This window comes from Alkalihalophilus sp. As8PL (assembly GCF_040939795.1).
GTDB classification, from domain to species: Bacteria; Bacillota; Bacilli; order Bacillales; family Bacillaceae_D; genus Alkalihalophilus; species Alkalihalophilus lindianensis.
On record NZ_CP162551.1, the window covers coordinates 2041202 to 2060609 of the forward strand.

The following is a 19408-nucleotide window of genomic DNA, read 5'->3' on the forward strand; positions in this document are numbered from 1 at the left end:
ATCACTCCTTTATTAAAGATAAAGATCTTTACCACCGTCTTTATACTGCTGTGATTTTTCTCTCATTCCTCTTTCAATCGCTTCTTTCGTCTCTAGGTTATGTTCTTTAGCATAGTCGCGAATATCTTGTGAAATTCTCATGCTACAAAACTTAGGACCACACATCGAGCAAAAATGAGCCGTTTTGGCACCCTGGGCAGGCAAGGTTTCATCATGGTAGTCAATCGCACGCTCGGGGTCTAGTGACAAATTAAATTGATCTCTCCACCGAAACTCAAAACGAGCTTTTGAGAGGGCGTCATCTCTCTTTTGTGCCGCTGGATGTCCTTTAGCTAAATCAGCCGCATGAGCAGCAATCTTATACGTGATTACGCCCGTTCGTACGTCTTCTTTATTAGGTAAGCCAAGATGTTCTTTTGGAGTGACATAGCAGAGCATAGCTGTACCATACCAACCAATCATGGCAGCTCCGATAGCTGAAGTGATGTGATCATAACCTGGTGCGATGTCAGTGGTTAACGGTCCAAGTGTATAGAATGGAGCTTCCTTACATAACTCCAGTTGCTTATCCATATTTTCTTTAATTAAATGCATCGGGACATGACCAGGCCCTTCCACCATCACTTGTACATCATGACGCCAAGCCAGTTGAGTTAGTTCTCCTAGCGTTTCGAGTTCTGCAAACTGAGCTTCATCATTGGCATCGGCAATGGAGCCAGGTCTAAGTCCATCTCCTAATGAAAAAGCAATATCGTATGCTTTCATAATTTCGCATATCTCCTCAAAGTGCGTATAAAGGAAACTTTCTTGATGATGGAATAAGCACCACTGCGCCATAATGGATCCACCGCGAGAAACGATTCCGGTCACTCGCTTAGCGGTCAGTGGTACATAGCGTAGAAGGACTCCTGCATGAATGGTAAAATAATCGACCCCTTGTTCTGCCTGCTCTATTAGTGTGTCTCTATACACTTCCCAGGTCAGGTCCTCGGCTACTCCGTTTACTTTTTCAAGAGCTTGATAGATTGGTACTGTCCCAACAGGAACAGCAGAGTTTCGGATGATCCATTCACGTGTTTTATGAATATCTTTTCCGGTTGAGAGATCCATAATATTATCAGCCCCCCAACGTGTTGCCCACGTCATCTTTTCTACTTCCTCTTCGATCGAAGAAGTCACAGCAGAGTTGCCGATATTTGCATTAATTTTCACGTGGAAATGACGACCAATAATCATTGGTTCTGATTCTGGATGGTTAATGTTACTAGGAATGATCGCTCTTCCTTTTGCAATCTCATCACGAACAAATTCGGGTTCTACTTGCTCTCTAATGGCTACAAACTCCATTTCGGGCGTGATAATACCTTTTTTAGCATAATGAAGTTGGGTTACATTTCTTCCTGTTTTAGCACGAAGCCGTTTATGATCTAGAAGGGAAAATTCATTATAGGTTGCCCGTGGGTCTGCCTCGTCCTTATACCCATTATCTTCAACCTTTACTTTACGACCCACGTACTCCTCTACATCCCCTCGCTCTAAAATCCACTCTTTCCTTAGGGGAGGAAGACCTTTAGTTAAGTCAACTGTATAGTTAGGATCCGTATAAGGTCCACTCGTATCATATACACGAATAGGGGGATTTTCTTCTTCTCCAAAAGCACCTGTTGTGTTAGACAAACCAATCTCTCGCATAGGAACGAGCAAGTCACTGCGCGAGCCTTCAACATACACCTTCTTGCTTCCTGAAAAGTTCGACATGATGGAGATATTTCTTTGCATAATCTGGGACATCATTCATCTCTCCTTTAATATTTAAAATAAAGGACGAGATCTGTACATGAAAAGAATAGGGGAGTACATAAAAAAGCCGAGTCCAAATAAATTGGGCCCGGCTTATACTATGTAGAAGTAGTCAAATAGACATTGTTGAGGAGTCTAACTTCCCTACGCTGGTATGAGCCAGATCAGGTCCAAAGGGTTAAAAGACTTCATTGCGTCTTTCTCTCAGCCCAACTCGTTGGACACCCCTAGTTAATGCTATAAAGTTATCTTACAAATTGATCCTATCATGAATAAGTTTTAGTAATCAAGGAAAAATTTCGCTCTTTTTTGATAACTTCATTATAATTAATAAAAAGGAGTGGGTAGTTTTGATAAAACGGTCAGCACTTATACTTGGAGCGACGGGTCTTATTGGAAGACAAGTAGTAAAGGAACTGACAAGTGCCTCGGAATATAACGAGGTTCATTTACTTGTTCGACGCCCTGTGGATAAAACAAACCCAAAACAAATTGTACATATGGTCGATTTCGACTCTTTGGTTGAAGAGAGTTTTCCACATGTGGATGATGTTTTTATTTGCATAGGCACGACAATTAAAAAAGCAAAAACAAAAGAAGCATTTAAAAAAGTTGATTTTGATTACCCTGTAAAAGTAGCGACTATGGCAAGGAATAAAGGTGCTTCAAGACTTTTGGTCATCTCTGCTATTGGAGCAGATCATAGTTCTCGTGTTTTCTATAGTAGAGTAAAGGGAGAAATGGAAGAAGCAATAAAGAAATTGAGTTATCCACATGTTGATATCTTCAGACCTTCACTTTTATTAGGAGAAAGAGAGGAATTTCGTTTGGGGGAGAAGATGGGTGAGGTCGGGGTGAAATTGCTTAAACCTGTATTAGCTGGGCCAATGCGAAAGTATAGAGGAATCAAAGATGTGGTCGTTGCTCGTGCCATGTATAGACGAGCTATAAGAGAGGCAAGCGAGGGTGTGACAATTATTCAATCTGATGACATCGAGAAATTTGGACAAGAGTAGGGGGTTACTAGATGAGGACAAAAGTAGATCATACGGTTATGCATAGTTATCCTGGTCTTGTAGCTTTAGTGACGGTGAAGGCTAATGAGAAGAAAAACATCATGGCTGCAGGTTGGCATACGTATATTTCGTATGAGCCACCGATGTATGGAGTAGCGATAGGCCGGGAGCGTCACACATATGAACTAATGAAGGAAACTGGTATGTTTGCGATTAATTTTCTCCCCTTTGAAAAAGCTGAGGAGATTCAGAAGGCCGGGATATTAACAGGAGCTAAGACCGATAAATTGGCCACTCTTTCGTTTGAAGAAGGTATAGAGACCGGTGCGCCTATCTTAAAGGATGCGTATGTAGCCTATGAGTGCAAGACAATCGATATAAACACATATGGGGATCATGATTTCTTTGTAGCAGACCTAGTAGGGTTCTATCGGGACGAAGAGTGTTTCCTTGAAAATGGACTACCTAACTTAACAAAATTATCAATACCACTTTACCTTGGTAGGTCTAAGTATATGAAGCTTGATGATCGTGTCATAAGTAAAGATTGTGTCGATTAAGAAATGGGGCTGGGACATATCTAAGAGGTTTAACTCAGGATACGAACGATGAGCTAAATGAGCGGATGAAATATACGTAGACCTCCTCCGGGATGAAAAGCAGAGGGAAGACCCCCAGTGCGTAGCACGAGGAGGCTCACCAGCTTCCCGTGGAAAGCGAAGTATATTTCAGGAGCGGTATATACATAGACCGCATCAGTAATGTTCGATTTTCCATAAGTTAAATACTTTTGTCCTCAGCCTCATTTTCTATTGTTTAAAGTCATGTAAAGGCCTCTTTTGGGACGAAGAGTGACAAGGGGCTGTGGCTTCACTGTATGATGATCAGCTGATATCGTAAGGCGGTATTTTTGAACAATAGTGGCGAGAGCAAGTGTGGCCTCCATCATCGCAAAATGATTACCGATACATACCCGAGGCCCACCTCCGAATGGGAAATATGCATAGGGAGGCAAGGTTTTAATGAAATTGTGTTCAAAGCGTTCAGGAATAAACGCTTCGGCGTTGTCATAGTAAGTAGGGTTTCGGTGCATAACATACTGGCTAATTAACACCATATCCCCTTTTCTCATCTGATAAGGACCGATCTCTATATCTTCCTCTACTTGTCTACCAATCACATAGGCTGGTGGATAAAGCCTCATTGACTCTGAGATGATATGTTGAGCATACGTTAATTGAGGGTAGAGTTCTGGTGTGATGGGCTTACCTTGAGTTAATTTTTCAATTATAGTGTAGAGCTTTTCATCAACCTCGGGGTGCTGGGATAAAAGGTAGAATGTCCATGACAGTAAGTTAGCTGTTGTTTCATGTCCGGCAAGAAAAATAGTCATTAGTTCATCTCTCAATTGTTTGTCAGTCATTCCGAGTCCGTTTTCCTCATCTTTTGCCTGCATTAAAATTCCTAATAAATCAGTATGCTCACTAAGCTCCATTCTTCTTTCTTTAATAATAGAAAAGAGGACATCATCTAATTCCTTTACTGCTCTTTTCAATTTTCGATTGTTTTTGGTCGGAATCCAAAGTGGGATAGGAATAAGCGCGCGCATTCTTTTCACACCTAGCTTCATTACGGCCTCCATCGGTGCTTCGATTCTTTTTGCTTCTTCTCCTATATCCATACTGAACATAGTTTTAGTGATTATACCAAGGGCAATGTTCATCATTTCGTTGGTTATAGACCTCTTTTCTCCATTGTTCCAATCCTCTATATAACTAGAAGTAGTATTGATCATATCTTGAGCGTATTGAGTGATATGTGTTTTCTTAAAAGCTGGTTGAATAAGCCTTCGCTGCTTCATATGAACCTCTTTTTCACTTGTTAAAAGGCCTTCTCCGACGACTGTCTTCAACATTTGAATATCACGTGATTTTATAAATGATTTTTGCTTAGTGACAAGTACCTCTTTGATCAGTACAGGATCATTGACAAAATAAACCTGTTGAAAGGGACCGAAGCGGAACCTGCTTATTTTTCCATATTGGTTGGATTGATTGATTAAAAATTGAAGGGGATTCTCTTTAAATTCAGGTAGATTTCCTTGTAACCAATGCCCTTTTGGACCTGGGACTATCTGTTGCTTTACTCCATATCTAGTTTTCATCACTATCATCCTCAATTTTATTCTATTGACTCAATTAGAGTATGAAGAGATGAAAAAGTTGATAGGTATAGTTGCGGAAAAGGGAAGGATTTGATGATATCGCTTAGCAGACGTTTGATTGATTTTGGCACCTGATAAGAGAAGCTTGTATATAGTATAAAAGGCAATTAGAGAGCCGACATCATTCTAAAAGAGAGGAAGTTAAGCAGATGGGGAAAAAAAGTGAGCGTAAAAAGCTTAAGTCTCTTGGGAAGAAACTAGAAAGAGAGTTAAATACCCAAGTGCATAAATGGTTAGATCATCCTTTAACTATTCAAGAGGTAAACGATTTTTTAGAGGAGCACGTTGACGCACTAAGTAAACTTAGAGAGTATTCAGAGCTAGTTGCACAACAATTAAATCTACCTACAAAAGATGATATGGCAAGGATAGCAAAACTCATTATTCAGTTAGAAGAAAAAATAGATACTTTAGAGGAGAAGGTGATGACTCTTAGCCAATCAGCTAAGGAAACTGCAACGCCATTAAAAAATTTAGATGCAGCTTCGCCATTACTCAAGGTCAATCCTCATATAACAGATCCTCGACATTTTCTCTATGATCTTCAAAAAATGGTCGAGCGGGAGTGGTAGTAGAATGCAGAATCGTGTTAATGGTGAAATAGGACAAACACCCCGTAAAGCAGTATGGAAGAAAAACAAAGCAACACTTTGGTATTACCCAGCAAAGCGGAAAAGGTTCAATACACCATTATTTTTGGTGTATTCTCTATTAAATCAATCATATATTCTTGATTTAGCCCCTGGGATGAGTATGATCGAAGCTTTTACTAAAAGCGGATATGATGTGTATTTGCTCGACTTTGGAAAACCAGGATATGAGGATGGAGACACTTCGCTAGATGATTACATTTTCAAGTATATAAAAAAAGGAGTAGAACGAGCATTACACCATTCTAGAACCGAGAATCTAACTGTAATAGGATATTGTCTTGGCGGAACACTTGCTTTAATATATGCAGCTCTTGCTAGAGAATCTATTAAAAACCTCATATTATTTGCTCCGCCGCTTGATTTTAGTGAGCCTCCTTTTCTATCAAAATGGGCTGAAGCATTAAAAAAAGAAGAAATAAGTTTTGATTCTTTAATCGATGAATATAGAGTGATCCCGTCAAAAATAGTAGAGTTTGGGATGCGTACGGCTACTTCCCCATTTACATTTGATAAACTATTATCGAGAATTGGCCCCCAAGAAGATGACGTTTATTCGCTAAAAAAACAATTAGTGGGTGAATGGGTAAATGGTCATATCCCTTTTGCTGGTGCTGCACTTAAACAATTAATGAATGACCTTGGTAAAGAAAATAAACTGATAAAAAACAAACTTAAAATAAATGGACAAAATGTGGATCTCCGAAAGCTTACAACAAATCTTTTAGTCGTTTCGACAACAGAAGATTTGATTGTTCCTGAGGAGATGACTAAACCATTAATGAACATAGTGGCAAGTATAGACAAAACGTACAAGCGAGTAAGTGGAGGACATATAAGTCTAGCGCTCAAAGGACAAATACCAGAATTTTTAAGTGAATGGCTAGAGGGTAGGTCTGAACGCTTTGAATAATGAACGATCCCAAGCGATGTATTGGGATCGTTTATTTCGTTTTGTTATCACTCTTGTTAAATAGAAATAGAGGTTTGCTTACTCTGAAAAGGTGAATAGGTATGAAAGGAGGGATGAGTGTGGCTTCGATGATATTAATTGCCATCACTATTTTATTTTTGGTGGCCAACCTTTATTATTTTTTTACCAATAAATCTTATAAAAAGAGCTACTTTTGCCCTGTGCTTTTTTATAAATTGTTCTACGTGTTGGTTGCTACTACAGTAGGATTTGCATGTCTTTATTATCTACTTTCTATACAGGAGCCGGTTCTGATTATTAATGATCCAACCGGAGAACCAGCAGAGCAGACCTTTGCAAATTTTCTTTACTTTAGTGGGGTGACGATGTTGTCAATTGGTTACGGAGACCTTGTGCCAATTGGAGTGGCTAGATTCTTCTCTATCATTCAAGCAAGCATCGGCTTATTACTTCCGGCTGCTTACTTCATGAAAGGGTTCAGTGCAGCTCAGCAAAGTGAAGAGAAGGCTTAACTTATAACGTAAAAAAGTGAGTGACCAGATTGGTCACTCACTTTTCGGTGAAACCGTAACTTCAACACCATAATGGTCAGATACAATAGCACGATTCTTTCCATTAAACACGACATTCGATTTAGAAACAACAGTAGGTTGGTTGGTCAAAATGAGATCAATTCGAAGGTCTTGTTTGTTTTGGTCCCATCCGGCAATTTTTCCTTCAACTGTTACTCCCGAATCCTTCTCCTGTGCAAGTTGATACGTGTCTAAAAATCCATTTTGCGAAAGAAAGTCGTAACCCTCACCGCGGAGGTCTGCATGGTTGTTAAAATCTCCCATTAAATACACACGCTCATTAGAGGGAAGATGGCTTAGAAGTTTTTCCATTTGTTCTCGTGCAGGTTCTTCTGTATCCTCCCACCAGCCTAGATGACAAGAATAAAAATGAGAAATGATTCCGTTCACGTCAATTTTTGCATGAACGATTGTGCGAGCCTTCCAGTTTGTCATCTCCTTACTTTTTGTTACGTAAAAGTGAGATGAGTCAACAATTGGATGACGAGTGAGAAGAGCAAGCCCCTCCTCATATACCTCGTAACCATAATGAGAGGGAGCCCAAACCATTTTGTAATGGTCTCCACCAAGAGATGTAAGTCTTTCTAGCAAGACGTAACCGTAATTATCAGCTTTAACATCGCCATCAATCAATTCTGCATCTCGGTGTTGGCTCACTTCTTGAAGGGCAATTACATCGTATTGTTCTTCGTAAATGGCCTGTGCAAGTTCATTGATTTTTGCGTCTTGTTGATCTTCTTGCCAGGCATGAACATTTAAAGTTAAAAGCTTCAACAGTATCTACGCTCCTAATCGATCTTGTACATCAGATTTAATGACATCCGCTTTCGGACCATAAATAACTTGAACTCCTCGGCTCTTAACGATTAAGCCAAGTGCACCTGTTTCTTTCCAATCAGCTTCAGTCGCTACTTTTTCAGTATCTTTCACTGTTACACGAAGGCGAGTCATACAAGCATCTACATCTTCAATGTTATCCTCCCCACCAAGTAAAGCGATGATTTTACCTGCAAGCTCATCCTTGCTTCCAGTTTCTTTGTCTTTTAAACGATTAGCTTCTTCTTCATTTTCAAGGTAGTTTCCGTTACGACCTGGCGTTGGTAAGTTCATTTTCTTGATTAAGAAGTTAAAGACTACAAAGTTTAAGCCAAAGAATACAAGACATACAACAACAAAGTTAATGAGGTCACGAGCAAGACCGGCATAAATAGACATCGGTGTTCTCGTTAGTAATTCAATAAAACCAAATGAGTGAATACGAAGGTTAATTACATCAGCCGCAGCAAAAGCAAAACCAGTTAATATAGCATACACAACATACAGAACAGGAGCTGCAAACATGAACATAAATTCAATTGGCTCCGTTACCCCTGTTAAGAAAACAGCTAGTCCAGCTGACAAGTACATTGGCTTATACTTATGACGCTTTTCTTTATCAACGTTTAAGTACATCGCAAGTGCGGCACCAATTAAAGCAGCAGACGATAGGATCATTTGTCCAATTTTAAAACGAGCAGGTGTAACATCTTCCAGTAATTGGTTGTACCCGGCTACATCACCAGCACGAAGCATATTCGTTAAATCAGTCACCCACGCAAGCCATAATGGATCTTGCCCGGCAACAACACGGCCAATATTCTCACCAGTCTGAATAACGTATGTTCCGCCGAGCTCTGTATAGTTAATTGGAACTGTTAACATATGGTGTAGACCAAAGGGTAACAGTAGACGTTCTAATGTACCAAAAATAAATGGCGCCACTACAGGTGCAGTGTTACGCGATGTTGCAATCCATTGCCCGAAGTCATTTAATAGCGTTTGCACAAATGGCCAGAATGATGATAGCACAAGTGCAGTTACGGTAGATCCAAGAATTACGACAAAAGGTACAAAGCGTTTTCCGTTAAAGAATGATAGAGATTCTGGTAATTTGTTAAAGTTATAAAATTTATTAAATAAAACGGCCCCTACAAAACCAGCGATAATCCCGACAAAGACTCCCATATTAAGGGCAGGAGCACCAAGTACGGATGTAAAGTAATCGCTAACAATTAACTCACGACCAAAAAAGGATATTGTTGCGTCAGGATCTTGAAGCATGTCCCCATTTACACCAAAAAGTGCACCGGTAATCCGGTTAATTAAAATGAAGGCGATCAAAGCAGCAAATGCTCCTCCTGCTCTTTCTTTTGCCCACGAGCCACCTATGGCAACAGCGAATAAAATGTGTAAGTTTGTAATAATGGCCCATCCAATATCCTCCATTACTCGTGAGAGAGTTTGGATCACCATCATGTCTCCACCAGTCATCGCAATGAGCTTACCAAGAGAGATCATAATACCAGCAGCTGGCATAACAGCTACGACGACCATCAATGCTTTTCCAAGCTTTTGCCAAAAATCAAATGAAATTAGTTGTTTCATCTTTGTTCCTCCTCCAGTAGTAATCTTTTTATGTTGTACAGAAAAAACTAAATCGTTTTCAGAATCCGTTTTCATAAACAAGTTCGCCCATTAATGAGCAAACGTTTGCACATGAGTAATTTTAGTAAAACTTTTTTTAGGTTGCAAGTGTTTTTTGAAATTTCACTAGTTAAAACATTTTTTAAAAAACCACTAATCATTGAAGATAAGCGTTTTTAGAGGTAATTATCTTTTTTAGGAAACGCAATGTACAAATTAAACAGAGTAGACTATTTGTAAATGTTTACATCTACAAGATGAATTCAGAGAAAGCATTGTATCTTTTGGCATTCCGTTTTATAATAAATGAGCAAATAGTATGTGCAAACGTTTGTCTCGTATGATAATAGAAATAAGATGAGGTACTGAAGATCTTATAGATACTTAATAATGTAAACGTTTTATTTTGACTGGATAAAGAGTTGGAGGGGTTTAAATGAAAAGACAATGGTGGAAAGAGGCAGTCGCTTACCAGGTGTATCCTCGAAGTTTTATGGATTCAAATGGAGATGGAATTGGCGATTTACAAGGGATTATTCAAAAACTGGATTATATTAAGGGTCTCGGCATTGATGTGATTTGGATTTGTCCGATGTACCGTTCTCCTAATGATGATAATGGATATGATATTAGTGATTATCAAGATATTATGTCTGACTTTGGTACAATGTCTGACTTTGATCAATTATTAGAAGCAGTCCACAGTCGTGGAATGAAGCTCATCATTGACCTAGTGATCAATCATACTTCTGATGAGCATCCTTGGTTTCTTGAGTCGCGTTCATCACTTGATAATCCCAAGCGCGACTGGTATATCTGGCGCGATGCGAGTGCTGATGGAAGTGAGCCAAACAATTGGGAATCGATCTTTAATGGACCAGCTTGGGAATTCGATGAGAAGACAAAGCAGTATTATATGCATATCTTCTCAACAAAGCAGCCTGATTTAAACTGGGAAAATCAAGATGTCCGACATGCTCTATATGACATGATGAACTGGTGGATGGACAAAGGGATTGATGGTTTCCGTGTAGATGCTATTTCTCATATTAAAAAAATGGATGGCCTACCTGATCTTCCTAATCCAGAAGGACTTGATTATGTACCTTCATTTGAGGGACATATGAACCGCCCGGGTATCCATAAATTCTTACAAGAGATGAAGGATGAAACACTTGCTAAATATGACGTAATGACCGTCGGTGAAGCAAATGGGGTAAAACTTGATCAGGCTGATGGTTGGGTTGGAGAAAAAAACGGAGCATTTAACATGATTTTTCAATTTGAGCACCTTGGTCTTTGGGGAAAAGAGACGGGTGGAGAGCTCGATTTAGTCTCCCTAAAAGAAACATTAACAAAATGGCAAAAGGGCTTAGAAGGTCGTGGTTGGAATGCTCTATTCCTTGAAAATCATGATCAACCGCGTAGTGTTTCTACCTGGGGCAATGACGGAGAATATTGGTCTGAGAGCGCAAAAGCACTAGCCACCATGTTCTTCTTTATGCAAGGAACGCCATTTATTTATCAAGGTCAAGAAATTGGGATGACCAATGTTCAATTCGATACAATTGAAGAATATGATGATGTGTCAATGAAAAACTTCTACCGAATTGAAACGGCTAAAGGTCGTTCTCATCAAGAAATTATGGAGATCATATGGGAGCAAGGTCGTGACAACTCAAGAACGCCAATGCAATGGAATAATAGTACTAATGGCGGGTTCTCTAGTAGTGATTCTACTTGGTTTGGATTGAATCCAAACTATAAAGAGATTAATGTTGAAGCACAAGAGAAACAAGCGGATTCGATTTTACAGTACTATAAAAAAATGATTAAGCTTCGTAAGTCGTCTGATGTGTTGATGTATGGAAATTATGATTTATTATTACCTGAACATAAAGAAGTCTATGCTTATACGCGAACGTTAAACGACGAGAAAATCTTAGTCGTTGTGAATTTGTTTGCAACAGATGCAGAAGTCGACCTTGCAACTATTGAAGTAAAAGAAGATACGGAATTACTACTTGGAAATTATCAAGAAGTAGGTTCAGTAACTACTCTACGTCCTTATGAAGCAAGAATGTATCGTTTAGCATAATAAGTAAAAGGTGCGGCAGTCTTTCTTAGGGGGGGCTGCTGTTTTTTTGTGATGTGTTAATAATTAATGTCGTTCGTTCATAAGAGTACTTTTGCGCACATAAAAAGGTGATTTGAACATAAAATATATATAGCGCACATAGTAGGTGTGAATTCGCACTTATAATAAAAGTTGTGCTCTATCTTCATCAAGAACCGCACATAAGTGATGCGTTTTCGCTCATACCCACACTTTTTTAATAGAAGTCGTTAAGATGCATAAAATAATTCTCTTTCATGCTACGTTGCTTTTCCTTGTCGTACGTGTTATGATTGAGTTTGTATTTTAAAAAGAAATTTGCGCCGACCTTTTTAGGAATAGGCGACACATAGCATCGTTATAACGACCATATTCCAGATCGTTGTGGGGTATGGTCTTTCTACGTACGTATAATATAGCTAATTGAGAAGATGTTAGGCTTATGGGAGCCAAAAGAGGTGGTATGACTCTTTTATGTGACATCTTCACGTGTCGCGGCTCATCCAAGGCGCTAAAATCAGATAAGATAAAGGAGATTTTTGATTTGGCAACTTTTTATGAATTTGGTTTGAACTCAGAGGTAGTTCGAGCAGTAACACAAATGGGATTTGAGGAAGCTACACCGATTCAAACAGCAACAATCCCAACAGCACTAGAAGGTAAAGATATTATTGGTCAAGCACAAACTGGGACGGGAAAAACAGGTGCATTTGGTTTACCATTAATTGATCGCATTGATATTAATAAAGATCACGTGCAAGCATTAATTCTTGCTCCAACGCGTGAACTTGCTAACCAAGTAGCAGAATCATTATTCGCATTTGGTAAATTTAAAGGCGTTCGTACGGTAACAGTTTACGGTGGTCAAGATATGCGTAAACAGATCCGTGACCTTAAAAATAAACCACATGTGGTTGTAGCAACACCAGGTCGTCTAATGGATCATATGCGTCGTAAAACAATCCGTCTTCAAGAAGTAGAAACAGTGGTTCTTGATGAGGCAGATGAAATGTTAAACATGGGCTTCATTGAAGATATCGAAACAATCTTAAGTGAAACGCCTAAAGAGCGCCAAACATTGTTGTTCTCTGCTACAATGCCTAAGCGTATCGAAAAGCTTGCTCAAACATTTATGACTGAGCCTAAGCTGATTGCTGTAAAATCAACAGAAGTTACAATGGAAAATATCGAACAGTTCTATGTAGAAGTACATGAACGTCAAAAGTTTGATACTCTATGTCGTTTCATGGATATCCATGCACCTGAGCTTGCGATTGTATTTGGTCGTACAAAGCGTCGTGTTGATGAGCTTTCTGAAGCACTATCAAAACGCGGTTTCCGTGCTGAGGGAATTCATGGTGATTTAAATCAAGCGAAGCGTGATAGTGTATTACGTAAGTTTAAAGGTGGTTTAATTGACGTCCTTGTAGCAACAGATGTTGCAGCACGTGGATTAGATATCAGCGGTGTAACACATGTTTATAACTTCGACTTACCTCAAGATCCTGAAAGCTATGTTCACCGTATTGGACGTACAGGACGTGCAGGTAAATCAGGTGTAGCTTTGACATTTGCTACACCACGAGAGAAAGATCATATCAAAGCTATCGAACAAGTTTCTAAAAAGAAAATGGTTCGTAAAGATGTTCCTTCATACGAGCAAGCAATTAAAGGCCAACAAGGGCTTGCGGTTGAGCAGCTTCGTCAATTAATCACAGAGGATAATGCAGATGCATACCGTGTGATTGCAAAAGAACTTCTTCAAGAAACAGATGCAACAACTGCTCTTGCAGCTGCGTTGAAGCTCCTTACAAAAGAGCCAGATACGACTGAAGTGAAGTTAACTGGTGAAGCACCATTACGCGCCAAGAAGCATCGCTCACAAGGTGGCGGCAAGCCTTACCGCGGTGGTAGCGGTGGTGGACGTCGTGATGATCGCAATCGTGATCGTCGTCGCCCAGGTGGTAGCTTCCGCAAAGATGATCGTCGTTCAGGTGGCCAAAGTCAAGGTAACCGTAGTGGCGGACAATACCGTAAATCTAAACAAGCTTAATAGCTTGTTGAAAAGTCATTCTCAACTTGAGGATGACTTTTTTTATGTGAAAAAAAGAAAAGAACGACAAGTAATCCAAAAAAGTTTCCATAAAATCACTAAGAATAATTGACATTATGGTTGATAATGAATATCATTACTAGTGAGAATGATAATGAATATCAAATAAATCTTGATGTTGATAAACGTTTAAAACAGGTTAGGAAGAGCTATGAAGATTACATACTTAGTGTTGTTGTTTATTGTGTTATCAATTGTTTCATTGTTTGTAGGTGTGTCTAGTATTTCGCCTTTAGAAGTATTTAGTATGACGGAGGAGCAAGCGCATATCTTTTTAACGAGTCGCATTCCTCGTCTAGTCAGTATCATCATTGCTGGTGTAGGGATGAGTATATGCGGATTAATTATGCAGCAGTTAACGAGAAATAAATTTGTTTCTCCGACTACTGCAGGGACTCTAGATTCTGCCCGGCTAGGAATCTTAGTGAGTATGATTTTGTTTGCATCAGCTAGTCCGCTTCACAAAATGATTATTGCCTTTCTTTTTGCCTTAGCTGGTACATTCATATTTATGAAAATACTTGAGCGAATTAAATTTAAAAACACCATTTTCATTCCACTCGTGGGCTTGATGTTTGGAAATATCGTCGGGTCGATCACCACATTCTTTGCTTATCGATATGACTTAATCCAGAACATGTCATCTTGGCTACAAGGGAACTTTGCTGTCATAATTCGCGGGCGATATGAGTTGTTGTACATAAGCATTCCACTACTTATTCTTGCGTACATATTCGCAAACCGCTTTACCATTGCGGGGATGGGTGAGGAGTTTTCAAAGAATTTAGGGTTGAAGTACAAACAAGTCGTAAACATTGGTTTAGTGATTGTGGCAGCTATTACATCAGTCGTAGTCCTCACAGTGGGAATGATTCCATTTTTGGGATTGATTATTCCTAATATCGTAACGATTTACAAAGGAGATAATTTAAGAGAAAACTTACCTCACACGGCTTTATTAGGTGCAGTCTTCGTATTGGCTTGTGATATTCTTGGACGAATTATTATTTATCCATATGAGATCCCAATTGGCTTAACAGTCGGTGTCATTGGAAGTGGAATCTTTCTTTATCTGTTACTTGGGAGAGCAAAACATGGGTTCTAAAACGAAAATTTATCTATTAATCGTCTTGGCATTTACATTGGTCACACTTTTTTTATTCATTGACTTGAATAACTGGGAGTATGCACTTCCTAGAAGAGGGACGAAAATTTTAGCAATCATCATTACAGGCGCTGCTATCGCCTTTTCTACCGTGATTTTTCAAACGATTACCAACAACAGAATCTTAACGCCTAGTATTATCGGGCTTGATTCATTGTATATGCTTATTCAAACGTTTTTGATCTTCTCATTTGGATCAACGAGTGTATTGGTACTAAATAAGCATGTGAACTTTGGTATCTCCGTCATTGTGATGGTGATCTTTGCAGGAATATTGTATCGGGCTTTATTTAAAAAAGGCGGACAAAATATCTTCTTCCTTTTGTTAGTCGGTATCGTTCTTGGAACATTGTTTGGCAGTTTATCAACATTTATGCAGGTTATTATTGATCCGAATGAATTTTTATCGGTTCAAAATCGAATGTTTGCCAGCTTTAACAATGTGAACACAGACCTCTTATGGCTTTCTCTTTTATTGTTTGGAATGATTTGCCTGTATTATTTCAAGTTTAATAAATACCTAGATGTACTCTCACTAGGAAGGGAGCATGCGATTAATTTAGGTGTTGATTATGACTATGTTATTAAGCGGTTGCTTGTAATCATTGCGATGATGATCTCGATTGCAACTGCTCTAGTGGGGCCGATTACGTTTTTAGGTTTACTCGTGGCCAACGTAGCCTATGAGTTTATGAAAACGTACAAGCATTCCTACATCATCGTCGCGTCCATTTTTATTAGCATCATCGCTCTTGTTGGTGGTCAGTTAATTGTTGAAAGGATCTTTTCATTTGCAACGCCGCTCAGTGTCATTGTGAATTTTGTTGGAGGTGTGTACTTCCTCTATCTTTTATTAAAGGAGAGTAAAAAATGGTAGAAGTCCTAAACATCACGAAAGAATACGGTGCAAAGAAAGTGATTGATAATGTCTCGGTAACGATTCAAAAAGGAAAAATCACGTCCTTTATTGGACCCAACGGCGCGGGGAAAAGTACGTTATTATCAATGATCAGTCGTCTTATTGATGCGGACACAGGCGAAGTAATTATTGATAATGCGAAGATCAATGAAACCAAAAGTGGAGATCTTGCAAAAAAAATATCAATTTTAAAGCAAGCAAACAATATCAATATACGGTTAACGATTAGAGATTTAGTTTCATTTGGTCGGTTTCCATACTCAAAAGGAAATTTAACGAAAGAAGATTGGGCCTTTATTGATGAAGCAATTGAGTACATGGAGTTGCGTAACATTCAAGATAAGTACCTTGATCAGTTAAGTGGAGGGCAGAAACAGCGAGCGTTTATTGCAATGGTTATTGCACAAGACACTGAGTATATTCTCTTAGATGAGCCGCTTAATAACTTAGACATGAAGCACTCAGTACAAATAATGAAGGTATTAAAAAGAATGGTGAAAGACCTTGGAAAAACAATCATCATTGTCCTTCATGATATCAACTTTGCTTCCTTCTACTCAGATTATATTGTCGCTTTAAAAGATGGAAGGGTCGTTAAAGAAGGACCGACTCATGAAATTATTAACAACGGAGCTCTAAAAGAGATCTATGATATGGATATTCAAATCAATGATATTAATAACCAACGAGTGTGTGTGTATTTTGTTTAGTTCTAATTCGTAATAGAAGGATGGTAAAAATCATTCTATTAAATAAATAAAAAGAGAAATATAGGAGTGAGTGGATTGAAACGTTCATTAATGTTCATGTTTGTTCTCGTATTTTTAACAATTGCTCTTGTGGCTTGCGGTAGTGATGATGCTACTGAAACGATCTCAGAAGCAGAGGTAGAGGCAGAAGAAAAGACTGAAGAAGTAGTCGAAGAGAAAGAAAATGATGAAGCTTCAGGTAGTACAGAGCTTACGATTACACATGATTTAGGAGAAGCGGTTGTTCCTAAGAACCCTGAAAAAGTCGTGGTTTTTGATATGGGTGTGCTAGATACATTAGATACACTTGGAGTAGATGTAATGGCATTACCACAAGAAAATGTGCCAGATTACCTTGAGAAGTATAAAGGGGAAGATTACCAAAATGCTGGGACATTATTTGAACCAGACTTTGAAGCAATCTATGGAATGGAACCAGACCTTATTATTATTAGTGGGCGTGCTTCTGAAGCCTATGAGGAATTAAATGAGATTGCCCCAACGATCTTCATGGGTGTTGATACAACAAATTACGTAGAATCATTTAAAGAAAATGTAACGACACTAGCAGATATTTTTGAAAAAGAAGATGTGGCATCAGAAAAAATAGCTGAGATTGAACAATCAATTGATGACCTATATGCAACAGCGACAGCTAAAGAAGCAAGCGGACTATTGATTATGGCTAATGATGGCGATATTAGTGCGTATGGTCCTGGTTCACGTTTTGGTCTATTGCATGATGACTTCGGTGTAACTCCTACAGATGAAACAATTGAAGTATCAAACCACGGGCAAAATATCTCATTTGAATACATTGTCGAACAAGATCCTGAATACTTATTTGTGATTGATCGTGCAGCTGTTGTTGGTGGTGAAACATCAGGTCAGCAGACGATTGAAAACGAGCTAGTACAAACTACTCGAGCTTACGAAGAAGGTAAGATTGTCTACCTTGATGCTGTTAACTGGTATATTACGAGTGGCGGCTTAACAGCTGTATCTGAAATGGTACAAGAAGTGAGCGTTGGAATCGAATAAGATATATTGTCCACCTTTACGACAGAAAATGATGTGAAGGTGGACTTTTTAAATTCTATTAAAGGAATATAATATGAAAAGGAGAATACTAGACATATATGAAAGGTGTGTGTGTTGAAAATGAGTAGTACACAAGTAAAGATCGGTTTTATTGGATTAGGAGTTATGGGGAAAAGCATGGCTCGTAACTTAATGAAAGCTGGCTTTTTAGTAGAGGTTTTTACAAGAACGAAATCGAAAGCGGAAGATCTTCTTGACGAAGGTTGCCATTGGTGTGAATCGATTTCTGAATTAGCCAACACTTCTGACGTAGTCATTACGATGCTCGGTTTTCCAAGTGAGGTAAAAGACGTTTATTTTGATGAACAAGGTCTATTAAGAAACTGTAAAAAAGGAACCATCTTAATTGATATGTCCACATCGAGTCCTACTCTAGCAAAAGAAATTGCACAAGCTGCAAAAGAGCTGGATATGATGACCCTTGATGCTCCTGTTTCAGGCGGAGATATTGGAGCAAGAGAAGCTCGTTTGACGATTATGGTTGGTGGAGAAGAGAAGGCATACACTGAAGCTCTTTCAATCTTTGAAGCGATGGGCACAAACGTTGTTTTACAAGGCGAAGCGGGAATGGGACAGTATACAAAAATGGTTAACCAAATAGCGATTGCCTCAAATATGATGGGTGTATCAGAAGCGATTAGCTATGCAAAAAAAGCAGGGCTAGATCCTAGTAGAGTTTTACATAGTATTGAAAACGGGGCAGCAGGAAGTTGGTCACTAAGCAATCTAGCACCGAGAATGATAGTGCGAGATTATTCGCCAGGCTTTTATATTAAGCATTTTGTAAAAGATATGACGATTGCTCTCGAGTCAGCAAAAGAACTCGGTCTAAAAACTCCAGGACTTGAATTAGCAAAAAAAATGTATGAAGAGTTAATCGAGCGTGGCAGTGAGGATGAGGGCACACAGGCGCTTATTAAGTTGTACCAGGAGCAAGTGTAATCGCTTTCTTAATTTGATTGATCCATTTAAACTGAAAGAGAAACTACTTTTTAGGAGGCGTTAAAGATGGAAACAGAGATTTTTAGACAGTGGAATACATGGCGTACATTTACTTTGAAAACCTTACAAAGAGTAGAAGAAAGTCAGGTCGATAAGATCCCTGAACGTTTCAATAATAATATTCGTTGGAATGCAGGTCATATTGTAGTGATCCATGATCGTCTAACCGCACAAATGCTTGGCGAGGCTCCTAGCTATCCAGAAGGGTATGACACGTACTTTGACAAAGGGACAAGTCCTGATGATTGGGATGATCAAGTACCATCTTTGAATGAAATTATGGCCGAACTAGAAGGACAAGTTGAAAAGCTGCGAGGTAGTATACAAGGTCGTTTAGGTGAGGAGCCTAAAGGAAATGTATTTAACATGCCGACTATTGGAGATTTAGCGATGTTTGCAGTAGGTCATGAAGCGATGCATTTAAGTACGATCCAATCATTAATGAGAATGACAAAATAACTTGTTATGTAAAGAAAAGATAAAGTGTGTTGAGTTCTATATTAAGAGTAGAGAACATCCATTGTCATTCTTTGTCGTTCTTGATAAGGTAGGGGTGTAGCAGCAAGCAATCCATTTTTTAGAAC

Annotated in this window: 17 protein-coding genes and 1 riboswitch; of the genes, 13 read left to right on the forward strand and 4 right to left on the reverse strand. The window is 38.9% G+C overall.

The annotated features are described in order from the left end of the window. Positions 1-12 precede the first annotated feature (12 nt). The gene (thiC, locus tag AB3N04_RS11915; RefSeq protein WP_368506036.1) at positions 13-1791 is read right to left on the reverse strand and encodes a phosphomethylpyrimidine synthase ThiC; all 1779 of its coding nucleotides are present in this window, start codon (positions 1789-1791) and stop codon (positions 13-15) included. Positions 1792-1924: 133 nt separating this feature from the next. After that, positions 1925-2039: riboswitch (TPP riboswitch) on the reverse strand. 111 nt (positions 2040-2150) lie between these two features. Here thiC and AB3N04_RS11920 point away from each other — a divergent pair. Both AB3N04_RS11920 and AB3N04_RS11925 read left to right on the forward strand, forming a co-directional pair. Beyond that, entirely contained in the window at positions 2151-2816 is a 666-nt protein-coding gene (locus AB3N04_RS11920; RefSeq protein WP_368502998.1) for an oxidoreductase, read from the forward strand. An 11-nt stretch (positions 2817-2827) separates the two neighbouring features. After that, positions 2828-3376, forward strand: coding sequence for a flavin reductase family protein (locus tag AB3N04_RS11925; protein ID WP_368502999.1), 549 nt, complete (start codon positions 2828-2830; stop codon positions 3374-3376). A 242-nt stretch (positions 3377-3618) separates the two neighbouring features. Here AB3N04_RS11925 and AB3N04_RS11930 read toward each other — a convergent pair whose 3' ends face one another. Beyond that, positions 3619-4980 carry a cytochrome P450 gene (locus AB3N04_RS11930; RefSeq protein WP_368503000.1) on the reverse strand — a complete coding sequence of 454 codons (1362 nt, stop codon included), beginning with the start codon at positions 4978-4980 and terminating at the stop codon, positions 3619-3621. A 209-nt stretch (positions 4981-5189) separates the two neighbouring features. Between AB3N04_RS11930 and AB3N04_RS11935 the strand changes: the two genes are divergently transcribed. The 3 genes from AB3N04_RS11935 (at position 5190) to AB3N04_RS11945 (ending at position 7136) form a co-directional block, all read left to right on the forward strand. Next, positions 5190-5612 (forward strand): hypothetical protein, encoded by a 423-nt coding sequence (locus tag AB3N04_RS11935; protein WP_368503001.1) that lies wholly within the window; start codon positions 5190-5192, stop codon positions 5610-5612. A gap of 4 nt (positions 5613-5616) precedes the next feature. Then, a complete protein-coding gene (locus AB3N04_RS11940) occupies positions 5617-6603 on the forward strand; it encodes an alpha/beta fold hydrolase (protein ID WP_368503002.1) in 987 nt (328 codons plus the stop codon). 113 nt (positions 6604-6716) lie between these two features. After that, a complete protein-coding gene (locus AB3N04_RS11945; RefSeq protein WP_317121834.1) occupies positions 6717-7136 on the forward strand; it encodes a potassium channel family protein in 420 nt (139 codons plus the stop codon). A gap of 33 nt (positions 7137-7169) precedes the next feature. Here the strand turns inward: AB3N04_RS11945 and AB3N04_RS11950 are convergent, their stop codons facing one another. Beyond that, positions 7170-7970 (reverse strand): endonuclease/exonuclease/phosphatase family protein, encoded by an 801-nt coding sequence (locus AB3N04_RS11950; protein WP_368503003.1) that lies wholly within the window; start codon positions 7968-7970, stop codon positions 7170-7172. A 6-nt stretch (positions 7971-7976) separates the two neighbouring features. Then, positions 7977-9620 carry a PTS transporter subunit IIBC gene (locus AB3N04_RS11955; protein ID WP_368503004.1) on the reverse strand — a complete coding sequence of 548 codons (1644 nt, stop codon included), beginning with the start codon at positions 9618-9620 and terminating at the stop codon, positions 7977-7979. A gap of 475 nt (positions 9621-10095) precedes the next feature. Between AB3N04_RS11955 and AB3N04_RS11960 the strand changes: the two genes are divergently transcribed. The 8 genes from AB3N04_RS11960 (at position 10096) to AB3N04_RS11995 (ending at position 19283) form a co-directional block, all read left to right on the forward strand. After that, entirely contained in the window at positions 10096-11757 is a 1662-nt protein-coding gene (locus AB3N04_RS11960) for an alpha-glucosidase (protein WP_368503005.1), read from the forward strand. Positions 11758-12319: 562 nt separating this feature from the next. Next, positions 12320-13828: a DEAD/DEAH box helicase gene (locus AB3N04_RS11965; protein ID WP_368503006.1), complete on the forward strand. Its 1509-nt coding sequence runs from the start codon at positions 12320-12322 to the stop codon at positions 13826-13828. A gap of 211 nt (positions 13829-14039) precedes the next feature. Beyond that, the gene (locus tag AB3N04_RS11970) at positions 14040-14993 is read left to right on the forward strand and encodes an ABC transporter permease (protein WP_368503007.1); all 954 of its coding nucleotides are present in this window, start codon (positions 14040-14042) and stop codon (positions 14991-14993) included. Beyond that, positions 14983-15930 carry an iron chelate uptake ABC transporter family permease subunit gene (locus AB3N04_RS11975; RefSeq protein ID WP_368503008.1) on the forward strand — a complete coding sequence of 316 codons (948 nt, stop codon included), beginning with the start codon at positions 14983-14985 and terminating at the stop codon, positions 15928-15930. The genes AB3N04_RS11970 and AB3N04_RS11975 overlap by 11 nt, the downstream gene beginning before the upstream one ends. Then, complete coding sequence (locus tag AB3N04_RS11980; RefSeq protein WP_368503009.1) at positions 15924-16682, forward strand: ABC transporter ATP-binding protein; 759 nt, start codon at positions 15924-15926, stop codon at positions 16680-16682. Before AB3N04_RS11975 ends, AB3N04_RS11980 begins: the two co-directional genes overlap by 7 nt. Positions 16683-16748: 66 nt before the next feature. Beyond that, on the forward strand, positions 16749-17762 hold the full coding sequence (locus AB3N04_RS11985; protein WP_368503010.1) for a siderophore ABC transporter substrate-binding protein: 1014 nt from the start codon (positions 16749-16751) through the stop codon (positions 17760-17762). 120 nt (positions 17763-17882) lie between these two features. Continuing rightward, positions 17883-18764 carry an NAD(P)-dependent oxidoreductase gene (locus AB3N04_RS11990; protein ID WP_368503011.1) on the forward strand — a complete coding sequence of 294 codons (882 nt, stop codon included), beginning with the start codon at positions 17883-17885 and terminating at the stop codon, positions 18762-18764. A 66-nt stretch (positions 18765-18830) separates the two neighbouring features. After that, positions 18831-19283 carry a DinB family protein gene (locus AB3N04_RS11995; protein WP_368503012.1) on the forward strand — a complete coding sequence of 151 codons (453 nt, stop codon included), beginning with the start codon at positions 18831-18833 and terminating at the stop codon, positions 19281-19283. Positions 19284-19408 lie beyond the last annotated feature (125 nt).

What these genes read in the sequence shown, in the direction of transcription:
- thiC (WP_368506036.1), bottom strand. Translation starts at nt 1,791, where the DNA reads ATGTCCCAGATTATGCAAAGAAATATCTCCATCATGTCGAACTTTTCA.
- AB3N04_RS11925 (WP_368502999.1), top strand. Translation starts at nt 2,828, where the DNA reads ATGAGGACAAAAGTAGATCATACGGTTATGCATAGTTATCCTGGTCTT.
- AB3N04_RS11930 (WP_368503000.1), bottom strand. Translation starts at nt 4,980, where the DNA reads ATGAAAACTAGATATGGAGTAAAGCAACAGATAGTCCCAGGTCCAAAA.
- AB3N04_RS11935 (WP_368503001.1), top strand. Translation starts at nt 5,190, where the DNA reads ATGGGGAAAAAAAGTGAGCGTAAAAAGCTTAAGTCTCTTGGGAAGAAA.
- AB3N04_RS11940 (WP_368503002.1), top strand. Translation starts at nt 5,617, where the DNA reads ATGCAGAATCGTGTTAATGGTGAAATAGGACAAACACCCCGTAAAGCA.
- AB3N04_RS11945 (WP_317121834.1), top strand. Translation starts at nt 6,717, where the DNA reads ATGAGTGTGGCTTCGATGATATTAATTGCCATCACTATTTTATTTTTG.
- AB3N04_RS11955 (WP_368503004.1), bottom strand. Translation starts at nt 9,620, where the DNA reads ATGAAACAACTAATTTCATTTGATTTTTGGCAAAAGCTTGGAAAAGCA.
- AB3N04_RS11960 (WP_368503005.1), top strand. Translation starts at nt 10,096, where the DNA reads ATGAAAAGACAATGGTGGAAAGAGGCAGTCGCTTACCAGGTGTATCCT.
- AB3N04_RS11970 (WP_368503007.1), top strand. Translation starts at nt 14,040, where the DNA reads ATGAAGATTACATACTTAGTGTTGTTGTTTATTGTGTTATCAATTGTT.
- AB3N04_RS11975 (WP_368503008.1), top strand. Translation starts at nt 14,983, where the DNA reads ATGGGTTCTAAAACGAAAATTTATCTATTAATCGTCTTGGCATTTACA.
- AB3N04_RS11980 (WP_368503009.1), top strand. Translation starts at nt 15,924, where the DNA reads ATGGTAGAAGTCCTAAACATCACGAAAGAATACGGTGCAAAGAAAGTG.
- AB3N04_RS11990 (WP_368503011.1), top strand. Translation starts at nt 17,883, where the DNA reads ATGAGTAGTACACAAGTAAAGATCGGTTTTATTGGATTAGGAGTTATG.
- AB3N04_RS11995 (WP_368503012.1), top strand. Translation starts at nt 18,831, where the DNA reads ATGGAAACAGAGATTTTTAGACAGTGGAATACATGGCGTACATTTACT.